This window comes from Pseudomonas sp. WS 5078 (assembly GCF_012985745.1).
Taxonomy (GTDB): Bacteria; Pseudomonadota; Gammaproteobacteria; order Pseudomonadales; family Pseudomonadaceae; genus Aquipseudomonas; species Aquipseudomonas lundensis_A.
Genome location: NZ_JAAQWX010000001.1, coordinates 393,093 through 409,274 on the forward strand (window position 1 = coordinate 393,093; position 16,182 = coordinate 409,274).

Consider the following 16,182-nt stretch of genomic DNA (forward strand, 5'->3'; position numbering starts at 1 on the left):
GCTTACCCTTACTTCCTTTCGACCAAACCCGGTAACTGGGCAACCATTTTCTGGTTGTTGAACGGTGCGCGGATAAACCCCCGCTGAGTGCCGTCCGGGCCAATCAACGCCAGATTGCCACTGTGGTCGACCGTGTAATTGGGTTTGCTGGTGTCTGCGGGAATGAACGGAATGCTCACCGCATTGGCCAAGGTTTGCAGCTCTTCAATGGACGCAGGCGTCAGGCCCACGAACTGCGGATCGAAGTAACCCAGGTATTGCTTGAGCTGCTGCGGGGTGTCGCGATGCGGGTCGACGCTGACCAGTACGATTTGCAGTTTGTCCTGCACGGCTTTCGGTAACTCGCTTTTGATCTGACGCAGCTGGGCCAAGGTGGTCGGGCAGATATCCGGGCAAAAGGTGTAACCGAAGAACAACACGCTCCACGTGCCTTTCAGTTCGTTCATTTGCACCGGCTGACCGTCCTGGTTGGTCATCTTGATCGCCGGCAACGGACGGCTCTGCGGCAGCAGAATGATGCCCGCATCGATCAGCGCCGTATTGTCGCTCTGGCCTTTGCCGGACATGATTTTGTTAAACGTCAGGCCCATGACCAACGCCACCAGCGCAACGAGGATGTAAACGGTTTTTTGAGTTTTAGTCATAGGTTCAACACTGAGTAATGGTCGACAAGCAAGGCGATGAACAACGCGAACAGGTAGTAAATAGAGTACTTGAAGGTGTTGATCGCGGCGTGCGGCAGGGTGCCACGGTACAGCACCCATGCCCAATACAGAAAGCGTGCGCCCAGCCCCAGGGCACACACCAGGTAGAGCCCGCCGCTCATGCGAATCACAAACGGCAGCAGGCTCACGGCCAGCAGCACACAGGTGTAAAGCAGGATGTGCAACTTGGTGTACTGCTCGCCATGGGTCACGGGCAGCATCGGAATGTCGGCGTTCGCGTATTCGGTTTTGCGATGGATCGCCAGTGCCCAAAAATGCGGCGGGGTCCACGCGAAGATAATCAGCACCAATAACAGCGGTTCGGCAGTCACATGCCCGGTCACGCACACCCAGCCCAGCAGTGGCGGTGCAGCCCCGGCCAGCCCGCCGATCACGATGTTCTGCGGGGTGGCGCGTTTGAGAAAGCCGGTATAAATCACCGCATACCCCAGCAACGATGCCAGCGTCAGCCATGCCGCGAGTGAATTGGTGAACACCCATAACATCCCCAGCCCCGACACTGACAGCAACAGGGCGAACGAAAGCGCAGCACCGGCTGAAACCCGCCCCTCGGCCAGCGGACGTTTCTGGGTGCGCGCCATCAACGCATCAATGCGCCGGTCCACCACATGATTGACCGCCGCCGCCCCGCCAGCGCACAAGCCAATCCCCAGATTGCCAAAGACCAGCACTGTCCACGGCACGCCCGCGCGCGTAGCGAGGAACATGCCCACCAGCGAGGTGATGAGCATCAGCATCACCACCTTGGGTTTGGTCAACTCCAGGTAATCACGCCACAACGCCTGACGCGGCCGTTCGACGATCAAGGTCGCCATGGCAGTTCTCCTTTAAGCAGGATCGGCGCGGGCACGGGTGGTCGAGGGCTGAAACGCCAGCGGGCAAGACGCGGCGCCTGGACCCTGACCAGTGCCGTACGAGCGTGGTAATTGACCAGCACCAGCGTCAACAACAGGACGGCGCCGCCAGCGTTATGTGCCACGGCAACCGCCAGGGGCAAGCCGAACAGCACGTTGCTGACACCCAGACTCAGTTGCAGGCCAAGCGCCAGCATCAGTAACCCCGCCAGCCGCGTCATGCCCACCCGCCGCAGTTGCCAGGCCAGCCCCAGCAACACAACCGTGAGCACCAACGCCCCCATGCGGTGAGTGAGATGAATCGCCGTGCGCGCGTCGCTGTCCAGCTGGCCGCCCAAATAGTTGGGGCCGATGTGTTGCGTCAGATGAAAGCCGTTAGCGAAATCGGCCGGCGGCCACCATTGACCATGGCACGTCGGCAGATCGACACACGCCACGGCGGCGTAATTGGAGCTGACCCAGCCACCCAGTGCGATTTGCACAATCGCCAGCACCAGCCCGGCAGTCGCCCACCCCTGTAAACGGCGTGGCACGGCCAGCGCTGGCAGCACGCCTGACAAGCGCAGGGTCAGCAAAAACAACAAGCTCAAGGTCGCAAAACCGCCAAGTAGATGGCCGGTCACCACTTGCGGCCAGAGTTTGAGCGTGACTGTCCACATGCCAAAGGCCGCCTGCGCGAGCACCACCAACAGAATGAACAACGGCAATTTGAGGGGTTGACCGGGCAGTGCACGCTGACGCCAGGCGCGCGCCGCCAACAGCACGATCACCAACGCCAGCGTGCCGGCGAAGTAGCGGTGCACCATCTCGCTCCTGCCTTTTTCGGCATGTACCGGGGTGTCGGGAAAGTGCCGTTCAGCATGGGCCAATTGAGCATCGGTTTTGGGTACGCTGATGAAGCCATAGCAGCCGGGCCAGTCCGGGCAACCCAGCCCGGCGTGGGTCAAACGCGTATAGGCACCCAGTAACACCACCACCAGGGCCAGCAAGGTTGCAAGTAATGCGAGACGAAATCCGGCTTTGGCCATGACGGTTTCCTACCCGATGTTGGACAGTTTCAACAGGTGGCGCAGGTCGTTGAGCACATCCTTGCCTTTGACACTGGGGTCGTAGCGCAGCACCAGATTGCCGTGCGGATCGATGATCCACAGCTGCGCGCCGCCATTGCCCTGCGCGCCCTGTGTGTACGCCGGCATGTCCATCGCATAACGCTGCAACTGCGGGTATTCACGTTGCAGCTTGGCCACATAGTCAGCGTCCAGCGGCTGCGCGCTTGCCAGCGCATGGGTGGCGCGGGAGGCATCGCGCCCCAGACCGATCTGAATCTGGCGTGCCAGGTACACCAATTGCTGACACGCAACGGTGCAGGTTTGCGGTGCGGTCACCAGCAACTGCCAGCGGTGCTCGTCCGTTTCAACACCCAATTGAGCCCGGGTCGGGCCGTTACCAATCAGTTCACCGTGATAACTGCGGCTTTCCGGCACCCAGAACTTGAGCGTGTACATCCCGGTGGCCAATACCATCGGACCGATGGTCAGCAACAGAATAAAGATCAACTGCAGCCGTCCTCGACGCCGCGTAGCCGGTGCTGCGTTGCGAGCCGTTTCAGACCGATTGATGGCCGTTCCCATGGCGCTTCTCCCGAGCGTTATGCCAACCGAGGTACCCATAAAGCCCGCACAACGCCAGCGCCATGGCGAACCATTGCACGGCATACGCGGTATGTTTTTCCGGCCCCATGCCCGTGGCGATCACCGGCCAGTCGGCTTGATACGCCGCAGGGCCGGGCGTAATACGCACTTCATCGTTAAAACCGATTCGACCCAGCTCATCCCACAATCTGGCCGGGAAGACCGCTGTCACCAGTCGCGGCCAATCACCTGTGGTCGGGTCGGCGCGCAACTGGAAGGGCGCGCCGGGGGATTCGTACACCCAGCCTTCGAGGTCCAATAACTGATCCGGGGTGCTGAACACGGGTGGCGTGCGCCGACTTGGCCATTCAATCCAGCCGCGATTAAGCAGCAGCCACTGGCCGCTGGCCTGATCCTGAAAGGGCTGCAGCAGCTCGACCCCGACCTTGCCGTCGCGCATACGGTTGTCCAGTAACACGCTGTGTTGCGCATCCAGATGGCCCCGCAATTGCACCCGGCGAAAGGCGGGGGCGCCGTCGCTCATCAACTGCCCGACAGCCACTGGCGCGGCAGCCCGGCGTTCGGCGTAATGGTCGAGCAGCACGCGCTTTTGCTCGGCACGTCCCAACTGCCAAACGCCCAGAAACACCAGCACAGGCAATAACGCCAAGACCACCAACGTGGGTAAACGCCCGGGCGCAAAGGCGGCCATGGTCGGGGCGTCTACAGCACGTAGACAAACAGGAACAACGCCACCCACACAGCGTCCACAAAGTGCCAGTACCAACTCGCCGCCTGGAACCCGAACTGATGCTCGGCATTGAAATGCCCGCGCACGATACGCACCAACATCACCAACAGAATCAGGGTGCCGATGGTGACGTGGGCGCCATGGAAGCCGGTGAGCATAAAGAAGGTCGCGCCATACACACCCGAACCCAGCGTTAGCCCCAGCTCCTTATAGGCATGAATGTATTCCTCGGCCTGAAAGCCCAAGAAAGCGATGCCCAGCACCACAGTCAGCCCCAACCAGGCTTTCAAAGCACCGCGCTGGCCTTTGTTCAGCGCATGGTGAGCGAGGGTGAGGGTGACGCTGGAGCTGACCAGCAACACCGTATTGAGCAGCGGCAGGCCCCACGGGTTGATGATGTCTTTGGGCGCCGGGTAAAGCACCGGATCGGGGCTGTTCAGCAAGGGCCAGGCAAACTGAAAGTTGGGCCACAACATGTGTGCCAGCGCTTTGCTGCCTTCACCGCCCAGCCACGGGCCCGAAAAATGACGCACGTAAAACAGTGCGCCAAAAAACGCCGCGAAGAACATCACTTCCGAAAAGATGAACCACGTCATGCCCCAGCGAAACGAGCGATCGAGCTGCGGGCTGTACAGCCCGGCGCGGCTCTCTTTAATCACCGCACCGAACCAGCCCACCATCATGTAGGCCACCAGCAGGCTGCCGACGAAAAAGATCAGCGGACCATGGGATTCAGGGCGTGCGGCCTTGAGGTCGTTGAACCACGTGGCCAGCCCGCACACCGTGACCAGCAGGCCTACCGTGGCAATGATCGGCCACTTGCTCTGCGCCGGGACATAGTAGTGATCATGAGTTGCCATGGAGCGTTCTCCTTATCGGGCTGGCCTTTGAGCGTCATTGCCAGCAGCAGCAACGGGCGGATGGCGCGCGGTGATATCGAACAGCGTGTAGGCCAGCGTCAGATGCTTCACGTCCTTGGGCATGTCGCGGTCGACGATAAAACGCATGGGCATTTCGATGCGCTGTCCCGCTTGCAGCACTTGCTGGGTGAAACAGAAACATTCGGTCTTGTGGAAATACTGCGCCGCTTCAGCCGGGGAAATACTCGGCACCGCTTGGGCCGACATGGGGTGGTCAGACGGGTTGGACGCCACAAATACCATCTCGTACACGCCGCCGGGGTTGACCACTAACTGATCGCCCTTGGGGTAAAACTCCCACACCATGCCCAGGTTGTTGGTGGCCAGAAACTGCACCCGCACCTGCCGCCCGGTGTCCACTACCTGCGCCCCCTCATACTGCCCGGCCGTCTTGCCGTTAATGCCGAAGGCTTTGCACATCACGTCATACAGCGGCACCAGGGCAAAGCCGAAGGCAAACATCACCACCACCATCAGCAACAGGCGCATAACCAGGCGCTTGATCGATGTTGAGTCAGCCATGAATCCTCCTGCTGCCTTAATATCCCTGGCCCTCTCCCTCCGTAAAGGGTCAGAACAAAGGGTTCACTTGATTTCAGGCGGCGTCGTAAAGGTGTGATACGGCGCGGGCGATGGCACGCTCCATTCCAGGCCTTCGGCGCCGTCCCACGGTTTGGCAGGCGCTTTCGGCCCGCCACGAATGCATTTGATGACGATGAACAGGAACAGCAATTGGGTCGCGCCAAACATGAACCCACCGATCGACGACACCATGTTGAAGTCGGCAAATTGCAGGTTGTAGTCCGGAATCCGACGCGGCATACCGGCCAGTCCCACGAAGTGCATCGGGAAAAATGTCAGGTTCATGCCCACGAAGGACAACCAAAAATGCAGCCGGCCAAGGGTTTCGTCGTACATATGCCCCGTCCACTTCGGCAACCAGTAATAGGTCGAGGCAAAAATGCCGAAAATTGCGCCCGGTACCAGCACGTAATGGAAGTGCGCCACCACAAAATAGGTGTCGTGGTACTGGAAGTCGGCCGGTGCAATGGCCAGCATCAACCCGGAAAACCCGCCGATGGTGAACAAAATCACAAACGCCACGGCAAACAGCATGGGCGTTTCAAACGTCAGCGAGCCTTGCCACATGGTGCTGGCCCAGTTGAAGACTTTGACCCCGGTCGGCACGGCGATCAGCAGCGTGGCGTACATGAAAAACAACTCGCCCACCAACGGAATGCCCACCACAAACATGTGGTGCGCCCACACGATAAAGGACAGGAAAGCGATGCTGGCCGTGGCGTACACCATTGAGGCGTAGCCGAACAGTGGCTTGCGCGAAAAGGTCGGGATGATGGCACTGATCGCGCCGAAAGCCGGCAGGATCATGATGTACACCTCGGGATGGCCGAAGAACCAGAACACATGCTGGAACAACACCGGATCGCCGCCGCCAGCCGCGCTGAAGAAGCTGGTGCCGAAGTGGATATCCATCAGCATCATGGTGACCACGCCCGCCAGCACCGGCATCACGGCAATCAGCAGGAAAGCAGTAATCAGCCAGGTCCAGACAAACAGCGGCATTTTCATCAGCGTCATGCCGGGCGCCCGCAGGTTGAGGATGGTGGCAATCACGTTGATTGCGCCCATGATCGAGCTGATGCCCATCAGATGGATGGCAAAGATGAAGTACGTCACGCTCTCGGGGGCATAAGTGGTGGACAAGGGGGCGTAGAAGGTCCAGCCAAAATTCGGCCCGCCCCCGGCCATGAACAAGGTCGATACCAGCATCAGAAACGCCGCCGGCAGCAGCCAGAAACTGAAGTTGTTCATGCGCGGCAAAGCCATGTCCGGCGCACCGATCATCAGCGGAATCATCCAGTTGGCCAGCCCCACAAACGCGGGCATCACCGCGCCAAACACCATGATCAGGCCGTGCATGGTGGTCATCTGGTTGAAGAACGCCGGCTCGACGATCTGCAAACCCGGCTGGAACAGTTCGGCACGGATAACCATGGCGAACGAGCCCCCGAGCAAGAACATGCAGAAGCTGAACCACAGATACAGGGTGCCGATGTCCTTGTGATTGGTGGTCAGTACCCAACGCATCAAGCCTTTGGCCGGGCCGTGAGCGTGGTCGTCGGCGTGCCCGTGGTCATCGATAACAGCACTCATGTCCTGACTCCTTGCGCACACATCAATGAGCGGCTCATTTGCCTTGCGCCTGTTTCAGCGCGAGCACGTCTTTGGGGGTGACCATGTCGCCTTTGTTGTTGCCCCACGCGTTGCGTTCGTATGTCACCACCGCCGCAATGTCGACTTCCGACAGTTGTTTACCGAACGCGGCCATGGCCGTGCCGGGCTTGCCGAAATACACGCGATGCAAGTGGTCGGCGGCGGGGCCGGTGGCAATCGGGGAGCCCTTGAGCGCCGGGAACATCGGCGGCAGCCCTTGGCCTTCGGCCTGGTGACAGGCCACGCAAGCGGTGTGGTAGACCTTGTCACCCCGCGCGACCAACTCGTCGAGGGTCCAGTCCTTGCTGGTCAGCTCTTTGAGCTGCGCAGCCTGCGCCTTGCGTTCGGCCAACCAGGCGTCGTAGTCGGGTCGGGCTTTGACATCGACCACAATCGGCATGAAACCATGGTCCTTGCCGCACAGCTCGGCGCATTGACCGCGATAAAGGCCGGGCTTTTCGACGCGGGTCCAGGCCTCGTTGATAAACCCCGGAATCGCATCGCGCTTGACCGCAAACGCGGGCACCCACCATGAATGGATAACATCCGCAGAAGTCACCAGAAAGCGCACTTTGGCGCCAGTTGGCAGCACCAGCGGCTCATCGACTTCGAGCAGGTAATGCTCGTCCTTGGGGGCTTTGTTATGAATTTGATCGGCAGGGGTGGACAGGTTGCTGAAGTATTCGACGTCCTGGCCCAAGTACTTGTAATGCCACTTCCACTGATAGCCCGTGATCTGGATGTCGACATCCGAATCACTGCTGTCGTAGATATTGATCAGGGTTTTGGTGGCTGGCACCGCCATCGCCACGAGGATCAGAAAAGGCACGACCGTCCAGAGGATTTCGACCGTGGTGCTCTCGTGGAACTTGGCCGCTTGTTGGCCCGTGGAGCGCCGGTGAACGATCATCGACCAGAACATGGCACCAAATACAATGATGCCGATGACCACACAGATCCAGAAAATGGTCATGTGCAGGTTGAAGACCGCCTGGCTGACTTCAGTCGCGCCGGGGGTCATATTCACGGTCCAGGCGGCCTGCGCCGGATTGAAAACGGACCACAACAGCAGGCCCATCCATAGGTTTGGATGTCGCTTCATTGCGGGTTCCCCTTTATTTTTCTTGTTATTGCGCCGGTCTATACCTGCGTTACAAGGGGGCGGTTTTCAAACCAGTGAACCTTGACCGCCGAGCCTCGCCTGCTCAGGCAGTCGGGCATCATCAGAAAACGTTTACAAAATCGAGTATAGCCAGCACCTCCAACCCCGCAACGCGCTGACCGAAATCTGTAAAAAACTGACCCCAACGACAAATGGCACTCACTGCCCGATCGCAAAATGAATAACAATACGCGCCCTCTGAAAAAGGCCCTGTGATTCACGGGGCCATTTTTCAACGATATTCCCTGTCTAGTGTCTCCCTGGAGTTCCCATGAACACCGCCGCCATCCGCGAGCAGATCTTGTGTGCCCAAGAACATGAGGCCGATACGGGCCTGCTCGCTCGCCAACTGGAAACCAAACTGCCGCACCTTCACGCGACCATTCATGTGCCCGAGGTCGATAAAAGTGCAGTGATGACGCGCTTTGTCAGCGCCTACATCGATCAAGTGCCTGACTTGCTGGAAGCGGCCAATGAAGTCGCGCGCGAAGCGGGCATCGAGTCGCAGATCAAGCCGGTACTGAAAATTGCCGAACAGTTTTTCGTTCAGCCGCCAGCACTGATGAAGGAACACGTCGGTCTGGAAGGTTTGCTGGATGAAGCGTATTTGGCGCACCGCCTGGTGGAAGAGGTCAACGACCTCTATATCAAGCACTTCAAGCAGCCGCTGATCCCGCTGGACACCACGGTGGCCAACCTGATCGCGCATCAATTGATCGGTGAGAGTTTTGCCAATCAATTGGATGAAGTCGTGCATCACGCGCTTGACCGCATGCTGGACGACGAGTGTTTCGCGCTGGAATCGGTGGAAGCCTACCGCGACAAACTCACCAGCCCCGACACCGGTGCCGCCTGGAAGCGCTGGCCGTGCCTGTCCAAACAGTTGGGTGTCGGTTTGAATTTGTAAGCTTGCACGTGTCGCACGGGATCAATGACGTGCGACGGCTGCGCCGCCGAATCAGCCTCGCGCTGCCCGGCGGCGACTACCGGCCTGGTTTAGAAACGCGCCTTGGGCGTTGCACTCGGGATCGGGTTGGTCCCGTCGAGTGGCAGGAAAGCGCCTGTATCTGCGTCATACGCCTTGATCTGGCTGGTTTCGATGTCATACACCCAGCCATGAATGAACAAATGCCCGCTGGCCATGCGCGAAGCCACTGACGGGTGGGTGCGCAAATGCTGCAACTGAGCGATGACGTTTTCTTCGGTCAGTACGTGCATGCTTTCGGCTTCATTGGCGCAGTTGCAGTTGTCCTGCACCATGGTTTTGGCCACTTCTACGTGGTGCAGCCAGGCGCGAACCGTCGGCATTTTTTTCAAGCTGGCCGGGTTCAGCACAGCGCGCATTGCGCCACAGTCCGAGTGGCCGCAAATGATGATGTGCTGCACGCCCAAGGCCAGTACGGCGTATTCAATGGCGGTTGAAACACCACCGTTCATCTGACCGTACGGTGGAACTACGTTGCCAACGTTACGGGTCACAAACAGATCACCCGGCGCACTTTGGGTAATCAACTCAGGCACGATGCGCGAATCCGCACAGGCAATGAACATTGCCCGTGGTCGTTGCGCAGTGGCGAGTTTTTTAAAAAAAGCTTCTTGTTCAGGGAAGATTTCGTGATGGAAATGTAAAAAACCATCAACGATATGGTGCAACGCTGCGTCGGCACTTTCAGCGTGTGAAGGGCCAGTGGCCGAAGCAGCAGGCTGCGGTTTTTGTTTATCACTCATCGCGTATTCCCCAAGGCAAAGTGGCACCGGATGTTACCTGAACTCAAATCGGGGCTCTACGCTAAACCTGCGTATGGCCCGGACAGGTGCGGGTCATTGCTCCAGCACTTTGGCCGCGTCATCGAGTTCAAGTTCACTGAACACCTTCACGCCAGCCTGGCTCAGCAGCGCGGCCGTCACGCCCTGACCTGCCACTTTAGTTGCGCTGAAACTGCCATCGTAGGTTAGCCGGTTGCCGCATGAAGGGCTGTTGGCCTTGAGAATAGCGACGCGAATACCGTGTTTCTCAACCAACGCCAGCGCTTGCCGGGCGCCAGAAACAAACGCCTCGGTGACATCTTCACCGTCTGTCGTTATGACCGGGACCTTACCGCTGAGGACTTCACTGCCTTGGCCACCCGGAATCTCGGCCGCAGCGCGCGGCGTGGGCAAGCCACCCGCAACCTCAGGGCAGAGTGCAATCACCCGGCCTTCAGCTTGCCACTGCATCAGTTGCGGGTACGGGCCGCTTGCACCTGCGTCATACCGCACGCGATGCCCCAACAAGCAGCGGCTGACCAGCACTTTTGGCTTCACAGCACGATCTCCGTGGGACGGCGCCGGAACCAGCCCGTCAACGACAAGCGGTCTCGGGTTGCGGGCATGACTTCATGGGGGATTTCCCCCGAAAGGAACACCACCAGGCAGCCGCCCGTCGGCAGCACATCGTATTCGCCGCGGTCATTGAGGTACATGCGCAAGTGCCCACCATGTTCGGGCAACCATGCCTGATTGAGGTACACCACTGCCGACACCATACGTCGGTCGTCGTCGCGAAAGCGGTCCAGGTGCTTGAGGTAAAACGCGCCCGGCGGGTACATCGCGAAGTGGCTTTCGAAGTCCTCCAGGCCCAAAAAAAGCCTGCGGTTCATAGCGACTCGCAGGCTTTCCATCAAGCCAAGATAACTGTCACAGGCCAGCGCCTCTCCAGGCTCCAGCCATTGAATGTGGTCCCCGCGGATCCCCTCGCGGACTTCCTGGTTCAGCCCGCGCCCCACCGCAGCAGGGGTCAGTTCACCCTCAGCCGAACGTTTACGGCACTCAGCCGCCAGCTCAAGGGTCAAAGCCTCGGGCAGGAAGATATTTTGCTGTGACCATCCCTGTGCGTACAGGTCGTCGACAATGCGCAGTAACAGCGGGTGATCAGAGGATATTTGCATGGCGCGCATAGTATCCATACGTCTCAAAATCTGACAGAGCCATATAGCGGTGTTCCACGAAAAAATACCGCTCGCCCTTTAAAAGCCCTTTGGACTAGACGAATTCTCGACAAGTCCTACGCCACACCCGGACAATAGCGACTTGTTGACAGGAGTCCTTCATGCGCCGCTTGGTTTTATCGTTGCTTATTTTTTGTTCATTACCCGCATGGTCAGACAGCCTGGATGATTTGTACAAGGTCGCTGGCTGGTCGGATCAACGTGCGCATTTCAATGACGCGCTGACGGCTGCCCAAGAGCGCTATCGCAGCAATTTGCCGCCCGCTGTGTATCAAGCACTGGTCAACAACAGCAGCCAGCGTTTCGACCCGCAAGCCATGGACGCGCGCGCCAAGGATCAGATGCGCAAAAACCTGACCGATCCAGCCCCCGCACTGGCTTTTTTCCAGTCCGGGTTGGGGCGCAAGATTGTCGCGGCCGAACTGCTGGCCACGCGTCGCGATCAATTGGCGCAGCATGCCCAAGGTTTGCCCCGTATTGAAGCCAGCGCCACCCGCCAATTGCTGATTAACCATCTGTCCAACGCCTTGCCTGCCCGCGAAGCAGGGGCAGAAGTCAGCCTCGCGATTGCCGGTGTGGCGGCTGACAGCCTGAGTTCGATGATCCCGGGACTGCTCGGCGGCGGTCAGGCCCAGGGCATGCTCAACGGACAGCGCCAGCGGTTGATGGAACAGATCGGCGGCGAGTTGGATAACACGTTGCTCTACGTTTATCGCGACTTGTCCGACCCCGAACTGGAAGAATTCGTCACCTTTGCTGAGTCGCCTGAAGGCAAAGCGTATTACCAGGCCGCCCTGAGCGCAGTGCGTGCGGGATTGGCGGTCGGGCAGAGCACCTCAAGCCTGGCGCCGTGAGCTTACGGGCGACGCGTCGAAGTGCCGATCCAGAAACGCGAAATACCGCTCGCGTATTTCATCCGTTTCATTGGCCAAGTGATGGCGAGCGCCGGGTAGCAGCAACAGGTGCGGCTGCTGGAATTTGCTGTTGAGCACCTGCACGTTATGTCGCCAATCCACGGTTTTATCAGCGTCGCCCTGAATGATCAGCGGCTGACGCGCACAGGGCGGTGCGCTTTCAATGCGCGGGATCCAGCGGGCCAGCGCACCGACCCAAGCGGTAGGCAAACGCAGCGTCTGCAACGGGTCAGCCTGCAAGAACGGCATGAAATCGGGGTTGTTGGTGTTTTCGCTGAAACGCCGGGCAATACCTTTGACGAATGGCCGCAGCAGGTAATAGCTGAATTTTGACCAATGCCAGTCCTTGGGCCGCACCAGCGGTGCCATCAATATCACCTGCCCTTGCGCCGGGCTGCTGTCGCCCTGACGCAGCAAATGATCCACCACGATCGCGCCACCGGTGCTTTGCCCGTACAAGTGCCACGGCTGGGGCAGCGACAGTGACTGCGCCTCAATGAACAAGCCCTGCAAGGCTTCCTGATACTGATAAAAATCGCCAATGCTGGCCCGCTCGCCACTGGACAGGCCGTGCCCCGGCAAGTCGCAGGCAATCACCACAAAACCCCGGTCCAATCCCCATTCAATGACGTGACGGTACAACCCCATGTGGTCGTAAAAACCGTGTATCACAAACAGCGTGCCCACCGGCGTCGCCTCGGGCCACCACACTTGGCTGACCAGATCGAAGCCCGCGGCGCTGTAGCGCCCCAATTGACGCTTCACGGGGGTGGCGCGATGGGGGAAGTCCAGCCCGTAAAAGCGCTGATACGCCAGTCCTTCTCTCGATATCGGGCCATCTGCGGCCAAGGGCTGCAAACTGGCGCGCAAGGTATCGGGGGAAAACGGGGCAGGCATAAGGGGTTCCAGGCAGGGCGCGTGTGCGCAAAACAGGCTTTATAGACCGTCGATATTCATCTGTCAGGTCAAGCATGGCAAGCTACGCGGCCTTCGAGGACCTAATTTCATGCCCGTGCCCACTTTCAAGACCCTGCTTGCCTGCGTGCTGACCCTTCTTTGCGCGGGCGGGTTATGGGCCGCTTATGACTGGTTTCAGGGACAGTACATTCGTCCCTTCAGCGATCAGACCGCGCTGTTCGCCGGGGATGTGTTGAGCCTGCCCGCCGAGCTGTCCGGGCCGGGGCCCATCCGCGTGGTGCATTTCTGGGACCCGGCGTGCCCGTGCAATGTCGGCAACCAGCAACACCTGAGCGAACTGTTAGCGCATTACGTGCCACTGGGCATCGCGTTCTATTCGGTGCAAAAGTCAGGCACGCAAGGCCAACTGCCCGACAGCCTCGGCGCGATCAAACCCCTCGCCCGACTGCCCGGCGCCGAACACGTGAGCGCCAGCCCTGCCGTCGCTATCTGGGACCACAGTGGTCAGCTGGCGTACTTCGGCCCCTACAGCGAAGGGGCAACGTGCAACGCCAGCAACAGTTTTATCGAGCCGATCCTGCAAGCGCTGAGCGCCGGGCGCCCGGTCAAAGCCACTCACACCATGGCCGTGGGCTGTTATTGCCCGTGGCAGGCCGATCTCGTCGCGCCGTGATGGCGTTTTAACGAACAGGAGTTCACCCATGAAACGCCGTTTGACCGTTATTGCCCTCATCGTCGCCGCCGTGGCCGGGGGTGGTATCTGGTACGTGCAGAGCAAATTGCCCACGCGTCAGGGGCAGGTTGAACTGCCCACACTGCAAGAGCCCGTCAACGTGCGGTACGACGAACGCGGCGTGCCGCATATCCGCGCGGGCAATCAGCTCGATATGTACCGGGCGCTAGGGTATGTGCAGGCACAGGATCGCCTGTTCCAGATGGAAATCATGCGCCGTCTGGCCCGGGGTGAGCTGGCCGAAGTGCTGGGTCCCAAATTGGTGGACACCGACAAGCTGTTTCGCAGCTTGCGCATTCGTGAGCGAGCGGCCAGTTATGTCAGTGAACTGGACCCGCAATCCCCTGCGTGGCTGGCACTGCAAGCATATCTGGACGGCATCAATCACTATCAGGCCACCCACGCTAAACCCGTGGAGTTCGACGTGCTGGGCATCACCCCGCGCGCGTTTACCGCCGAAGACACCCTCAGTGTCGCCGGCTACATGGCCTACAGCTTTGCCGCCGCCTTTCGTACCGAGCCCCTGCTGACCTATGTGCGCGATCAATTGGGCAGCGATTATCTGAAGGTCTTTGACCTCGACTGGCAACCCAAAGGGGTTTTGCCCCCGGCCCTGGCAGCGAATGACTGGAAGACCCTCGGTGCACTGGCGCAGCTCAGCGACAGCGCCTTGAGTCAGGCCGGGTTGCCGCAATTTGAAGGCAGCAATGCCTGGGTCGTGTCAGGCAGACGCACACAAAGCGGTAAGCCGCTGCTGGCAGGCGATCCGCACATTCGTTTTTCAGTGCCGTCTGTGTGGTATGAAGCGCAGCTGTCGGCCCCGGATTTCGACCTGTACGGCTATCACCAGGCGCTGGTGCCGTTCGCGTTTCTGGGCAACAACCGTGCGTTCGGCTGGAGCCTGACGATGTTCCAGAACGATGACCTGGACTTGATCGCCGAAAAGACTAACCCCGCCAACCCGAATCAGGTCTGGTATCAGGGCCAATGGGTCGACATGACCCGAACCGAACAGGAAATTGCCGTCAAGGGCCAAGCCCCTGTGACGCTGGTGCTGCGCCAGTCGCCTCACGGGCCGATCATCAACGATGTATTGGGCGACATCGCAGGCAATACGCCCATCGCCATGTGGTGGGGCTTTCTGGAAACCAAAAACCCGATTCTGGAAGGTTTTTACCAGCTCAACCGCGCCGACACAGTCAGCAAAGCGCGCAAGGCAGCGACATACATCCACTCGCCGGGGCTCAATGTGGTGTGGGCCAATGCCAAAGGCGACATCGGCTGGTGGGCCGCCGCACAACTGCCCAAACGCCCGGCTGGGGTGAACCCAGCGTTCATTCTGGACGGCAGCACTTCGCAGGCCGATAAGCCCGGGTTTTACCCGTTCAGCGCCAACCCGCAGGAAGTGAACCCGCCACGCGGCTATATCGTGTCGGCCAACTTCCAGCCGGTGTCGCCCGCCGGCATTGAGATTGCGGGCTATTACAACCTGGCCGACCGCGGCCAGCAGCTCAATCGACAGCTAAGCGCCCCCGGCGTGAAGTGGAACCTGAAAAACAGTCAGGCACTGCAACTGGGCACCATCACAGGTTATGGACAGCGTGTGCTCAAACCACTGCTGCCTGTACTGCGCACGGTGGTGAGCGACCCGGCCGAGCTCAAGCTGGTGGAGCAACTGGCCCAGTGGCAGGGCGATTACCCGCTGGAATCGACCAGTGCAACGCTGTTCAATCAATTGCTGTTCAGCCTGGCCGATGCCGCGATGCAAGATGAGTTGGGCGATGCGTTCTTCGACATGCTGCTGACCACCCGATTGGTGGATGAGGCGCTACCTCGCCTGGTTGCCACTCCAAAATCGCCGTGGTGGGACAACCGCCACACACTGGCGCAAGAGTCGCGGGCCGACACGGTGCTGGTCGCGTGGCGAAACAGCATTACTCAGCTCAAGGCAACCCTGGGGGACGATCCCGCGCACTGGCAGTGGGGACGGGCGCATACCCTGACCCACGAGCACCCGCTGGGCAAACAGAAGCCGCTGGACTGGCTGTTCAACGTCGGCCCGTTCGACGCGCCGGGAAGCCATGAAGTGCCCAATAACCTGTCGGCCAAACTCGGGCCGGCGCCGTGGCCGGTGAGTTACGGCCCGTCCACCCGGCGTTTGATCGACTTTGCAGACCCCACCCATACCCTGACCATCAACCCGGTGGGTCAGAGTGGAGTGCCGTTCGATAAGCACTACAAGGATCAGGCGCAAAGCTTCATTGAAGGCCAGTACGACAAACCGTACCTGGAAGAGGCCGATGTGCAGCTCAACACCCGTAGCACCTTGCGTTTGATGCCCAAACTGTAGGG

The 16,182-nt window shown here is 59.6% G+C and carries 17 protein-coding genes; 4 read left to right on the top strand and 13 right to left on the bottom strand.

Going from position 1 to position 16,182, the window contains the following annotated elements; translation table 11 throughout:
* Positions 1-8: 8 nt before the first annotated feature.
* From HBN68_RS01825 to coxB, 9 genes are all read right to left on the bottom strand, one after another.
* Complete coding sequence (locus HBN68_RS01825; RefSeq protein WP_094991781.1) at positions 9-644, bottom strand: SCO family protein; 636 nt, start codon at positions 642-644, stop codon at positions 9-11.
* Positions 641-1,540 carry a heme o synthase gene (gene cyoE, locus HBN68_RS01830; RefSeq protein WP_169962338.1) on the bottom strand — a complete coding sequence of 300 codons (900 nt, stop codon included), beginning with the start codon at positions 1,538-1,540 and terminating at the stop codon, positions 641-643. The genes HBN68_RS01825 and cyoE overlap by 4 nt, the downstream gene beginning before the upstream one ends.
* Entirely contained in the window at positions 1,528-2,607 is a 1,080-nt protein-coding gene (locus HBN68_RS01835; RefSeq protein WP_094991783.1) for a COX15/CtaA family protein, read from the bottom strand. Before HBN68_RS01835 ends, cyoE begins: the two co-directional genes overlap by 13 nt.
* Before the next feature lie 9 nt (positions 2,608-2,616).
* A complete protein-coding gene (locus HBN68_RS01840) occupies positions 2,617-3,210 on the bottom strand; it encodes a hypothetical protein (protein WP_094991784.1) in 594 nt (197 codons plus the stop codon).
* Positions 3,185-3,922, bottom strand: a complete 738-nt coding sequence (locus HBN68_RS01845; protein WP_094991785.1) for an SURF1 family protein — start codon at positions 3,920-3,922, stop codon at positions 3,185-3,187. Before HBN68_RS01845 ends, HBN68_RS01840 begins: the two co-directional genes overlap by 26 nt.
* Positions 3,923-3,933: 11 nt before the next feature.
* Complete coding sequence (locus tag HBN68_RS01850) at positions 3,934-4,821, bottom strand: cytochrome c oxidase subunit 3 (protein ID WP_169962339.1); 888 nt, start codon at positions 4,819-4,821, stop codon at positions 3,934-3,936.
* A 12-nt stretch (positions 4,822-4,833) separates the two neighbouring features.
* Positions 4,834-5,403 (bottom strand): cytochrome c oxidase assembly protein, encoded by a 570-nt coding sequence (locus HBN68_RS01855; protein ID WP_047278694.1) that lies wholly within the window; start codon positions 5,401-5,403, stop codon positions 4,834-4,836.
* A 63-nt stretch (positions 5,404-5,466) separates the two neighbouring features.
* Entirely contained in the window at positions 5,467-7,056 is a 1,590-nt protein-coding gene (ctaD, locus tag HBN68_RS01860; RefSeq protein ID WP_169962340.1) for a cytochrome c oxidase subunit I, read from the bottom strand.
* 34 nt (positions 7,057-7,090) lie between these two features.
* On the bottom strand, positions 7,091-8,218 hold the full coding sequence (gene coxB, locus HBN68_RS01865) for a cytochrome c oxidase subunit II (protein ID WP_169962341.1): 1,128 nt from the start codon (positions 8,216-8,218) through the stop codon (positions 7,091-7,093).
* Positions 8,219-8,549: 331 nt separating this feature from the next.
* Here coxB and HBN68_RS01870 point away from each other — a divergent pair, with 331 nt between their 5' ends.
* A complete protein-coding gene (locus tag HBN68_RS01870; RefSeq protein ID WP_094991789.1) occupies positions 8,550-9,185 on the top strand; it encodes a hypothetical protein in 636 nt (211 codons plus the stop codon).
* Between the two features lie 89 nt (positions 9,186-9,274).
* Here HBN68_RS01870 and HBN68_RS01875 read toward each other — a convergent pair whose 3' ends face one another.
* The 3 genes from HBN68_RS01875 to HBN68_RS01885 all read right to left on the bottom strand — a co-directional run bounded on the left by HBN68_RS01875 (position 9,275) and on the right by HBN68_RS01885 (position 11,223).
* A complete protein-coding gene (locus tag HBN68_RS01875) occupies positions 9,275-10,006 on the bottom strand; it encodes a carbonic anhydrase (protein WP_169962342.1) in 732 nt (243 codons plus the stop codon).
* A 93-nt stretch (positions 10,007-10,099) separates the two neighbouring features.
* Positions 10,100-10,582, bottom strand: coding sequence for a DUF523 domain-containing protein (locus HBN68_RS01880; RefSeq protein WP_094991791.1), 483 nt, complete (start codon positions 10,580-10,582; stop codon positions 10,100-10,102).
* Positions 10,579-11,223, bottom strand: a complete 645-nt coding sequence (locus tag HBN68_RS01885) for a 2OG-Fe(II) oxygenase (RefSeq protein ID WP_169962344.1) — start codon at positions 11,221-11,223, stop codon at positions 10,579-10,581. The genes HBN68_RS01880 and HBN68_RS01885 overlap by 4 nt, the downstream gene beginning before the upstream one ends.
* A gap of 143 nt (positions 11,224-11,366) precedes the next feature.
* On the opposite strand from HBN68_RS01885, the gene HBN68_RS01890 reads away from it, so the two are divergent.
* Positions 11,367-12,119 (top strand): DUF2059 domain-containing protein, encoded by a 753-nt coding sequence (locus HBN68_RS01890; protein WP_094991793.1) that lies wholly within the window; start codon positions 11,367-11,369, stop codon positions 12,117-12,119.
* On the opposite strand, the gene HBN68_RS01895 is transcribed toward HBN68_RS01890, so the two are convergent.
* Positions 12,102-13,076 carry an alpha/beta hydrolase gene (locus HBN68_RS01895; RefSeq protein ID WP_169962346.1) on the bottom strand — a complete coding sequence of 325 codons (975 nt, stop codon included), beginning with the start codon at positions 13,074-13,076 and terminating at the stop codon, positions 12,102-12,104. The genes HBN68_RS01890 and HBN68_RS01895 overlap by 18 nt on opposite strands.
* 109 nt (positions 13,077-13,185) lie before the next feature.
* Between HBN68_RS01895 and HBN68_RS01900 the strand changes: the two genes are divergently transcribed.
* Together HBN68_RS01900 and HBN68_RS01905 are read left to right on the top strand one after the other, a co-directional pair.
* Positions 13,186-13,770: a DUF6436 domain-containing protein gene (locus tag HBN68_RS01900; protein ID WP_169962348.1), complete on the top strand. Its 585-nt coding sequence runs from the start codon at positions 13,186-13,188 to the stop codon at positions 13,768-13,770.
* Positions 13,771-13,798: 28 nt separating this feature from the next.
* Entirely contained in the window at positions 13,799-16,180 is a 2,382-nt protein-coding gene (locus HBN68_RS01905; protein ID WP_169962350.1) for a penicillin acylase family protein, read from the top strand.
* Positions 16,181-16,182: the final 2 nt, after the last annotated feature.

Excerpts from the sequence above, each read along its gene's own strand:
- HBN68_RS01905 (WP_169962350.1), top strand. The coding sequence starts at position 13,799 with ATGAAACGCCGTTTGACCGTTATTGCCCTCATCGTCGCCGCCGTGGCC.
- cyoE (WP_169962338.1), bottom strand. The coding sequence starts at position 1,540 with ATGGCGACCTTGATCGTCGAACGGCCGCGTCAGGCGTTGTGGCGTGAT.
- HBN68_RS01870 (WP_094991789.1), top strand. The coding sequence starts at position 8,550 with ATGAACACCGCCGCCATCCGCGAGCAGATCTTGTGTGCCCAAGAACAT.
- HBN68_RS01840 (WP_094991784.1), bottom strand. The coding sequence starts at position 3,210 with ATGGGAACGGCCATCAATCGGTCTGAAACGGCTCGCAACGCAGCACCG.
- HBN68_RS01855 (WP_047278694.1), bottom strand. The coding sequence starts at position 5,403 with ATGGCTGACTCAACATCGATCAAGCGCCTGGTTATGCGCCTGTTGCTG.
- ctaD (WP_169962340.1), bottom strand. The coding sequence starts at position 7,056 with ATGAGTGCTGTTATCGATGACCACGGGCACGCCGACGACCACGCTCAC.
- HBN68_RS01875 (WP_169962342.1), bottom strand. The coding sequence starts at position 10,006 with ATGAGTGATAAACAAAAACCGCAGCCTGCTGCTTCGGCCACTGGCCCT.
- HBN68_RS01850 (WP_169962339.1), bottom strand. The coding sequence starts at position 4,821 with ATGGCAACTCATGATCACTACTATGTCCCGGCGCAGAGCAAGTGGCCG.
- HBN68_RS01835 (WP_094991783.1), bottom strand. The coding sequence starts at position 2,607 with ATGGCCAAAGCCGGATTTCGTCTCGCATTACTTGCAACCTTGCTGGCC.
- HBN68_RS01845 (WP_094991785.1), bottom strand. The coding sequence starts at position 3,922 with ATGGCCGCCTTTGCGCCCGGGCGTTTACCCACGTTGGTGGTCTTGGCG.
- HBN68_RS01885 (WP_169962344.1), bottom strand. The coding sequence starts at position 11,223 with ATGGATACTATGCGCGCCATGCAAATATCCTCTGATCACCCGCTGTTA.
- coxB (WP_169962341.1), bottom strand. The coding sequence starts at position 8,218 with ATGAAGCGACATCCAAACCTATGGATGGGCCTGCTGTTGTGGTCCGTT.
- HBN68_RS01900 (WP_169962348.1), top strand. The coding sequence starts at position 13,186 with ATGCCCGTGCCCACTTTCAAGACCCTGCTTGCCTGCGTGCTGACCCTT.
- HBN68_RS01825 (WP_094991781.1), bottom strand. The coding sequence starts at position 644 with ATGACTAAAACTCAAAAAACCGTTTACATCCTCGTTGCGCTGGTGGCG.
- HBN68_RS01895 (WP_169962346.1), bottom strand. The coding sequence starts at position 13,076 with ATGCCTGCCCCGTTTTCCCCCGATACCTTGCGCGCCAGTTTGCAGCCC.
- HBN68_RS01890 (WP_094991793.1), top strand. The coding sequence starts at position 11,367 with ATGCGCCGCTTGGTTTTATCGTTGCTTATTTTTTGTTCATTACCCGCA.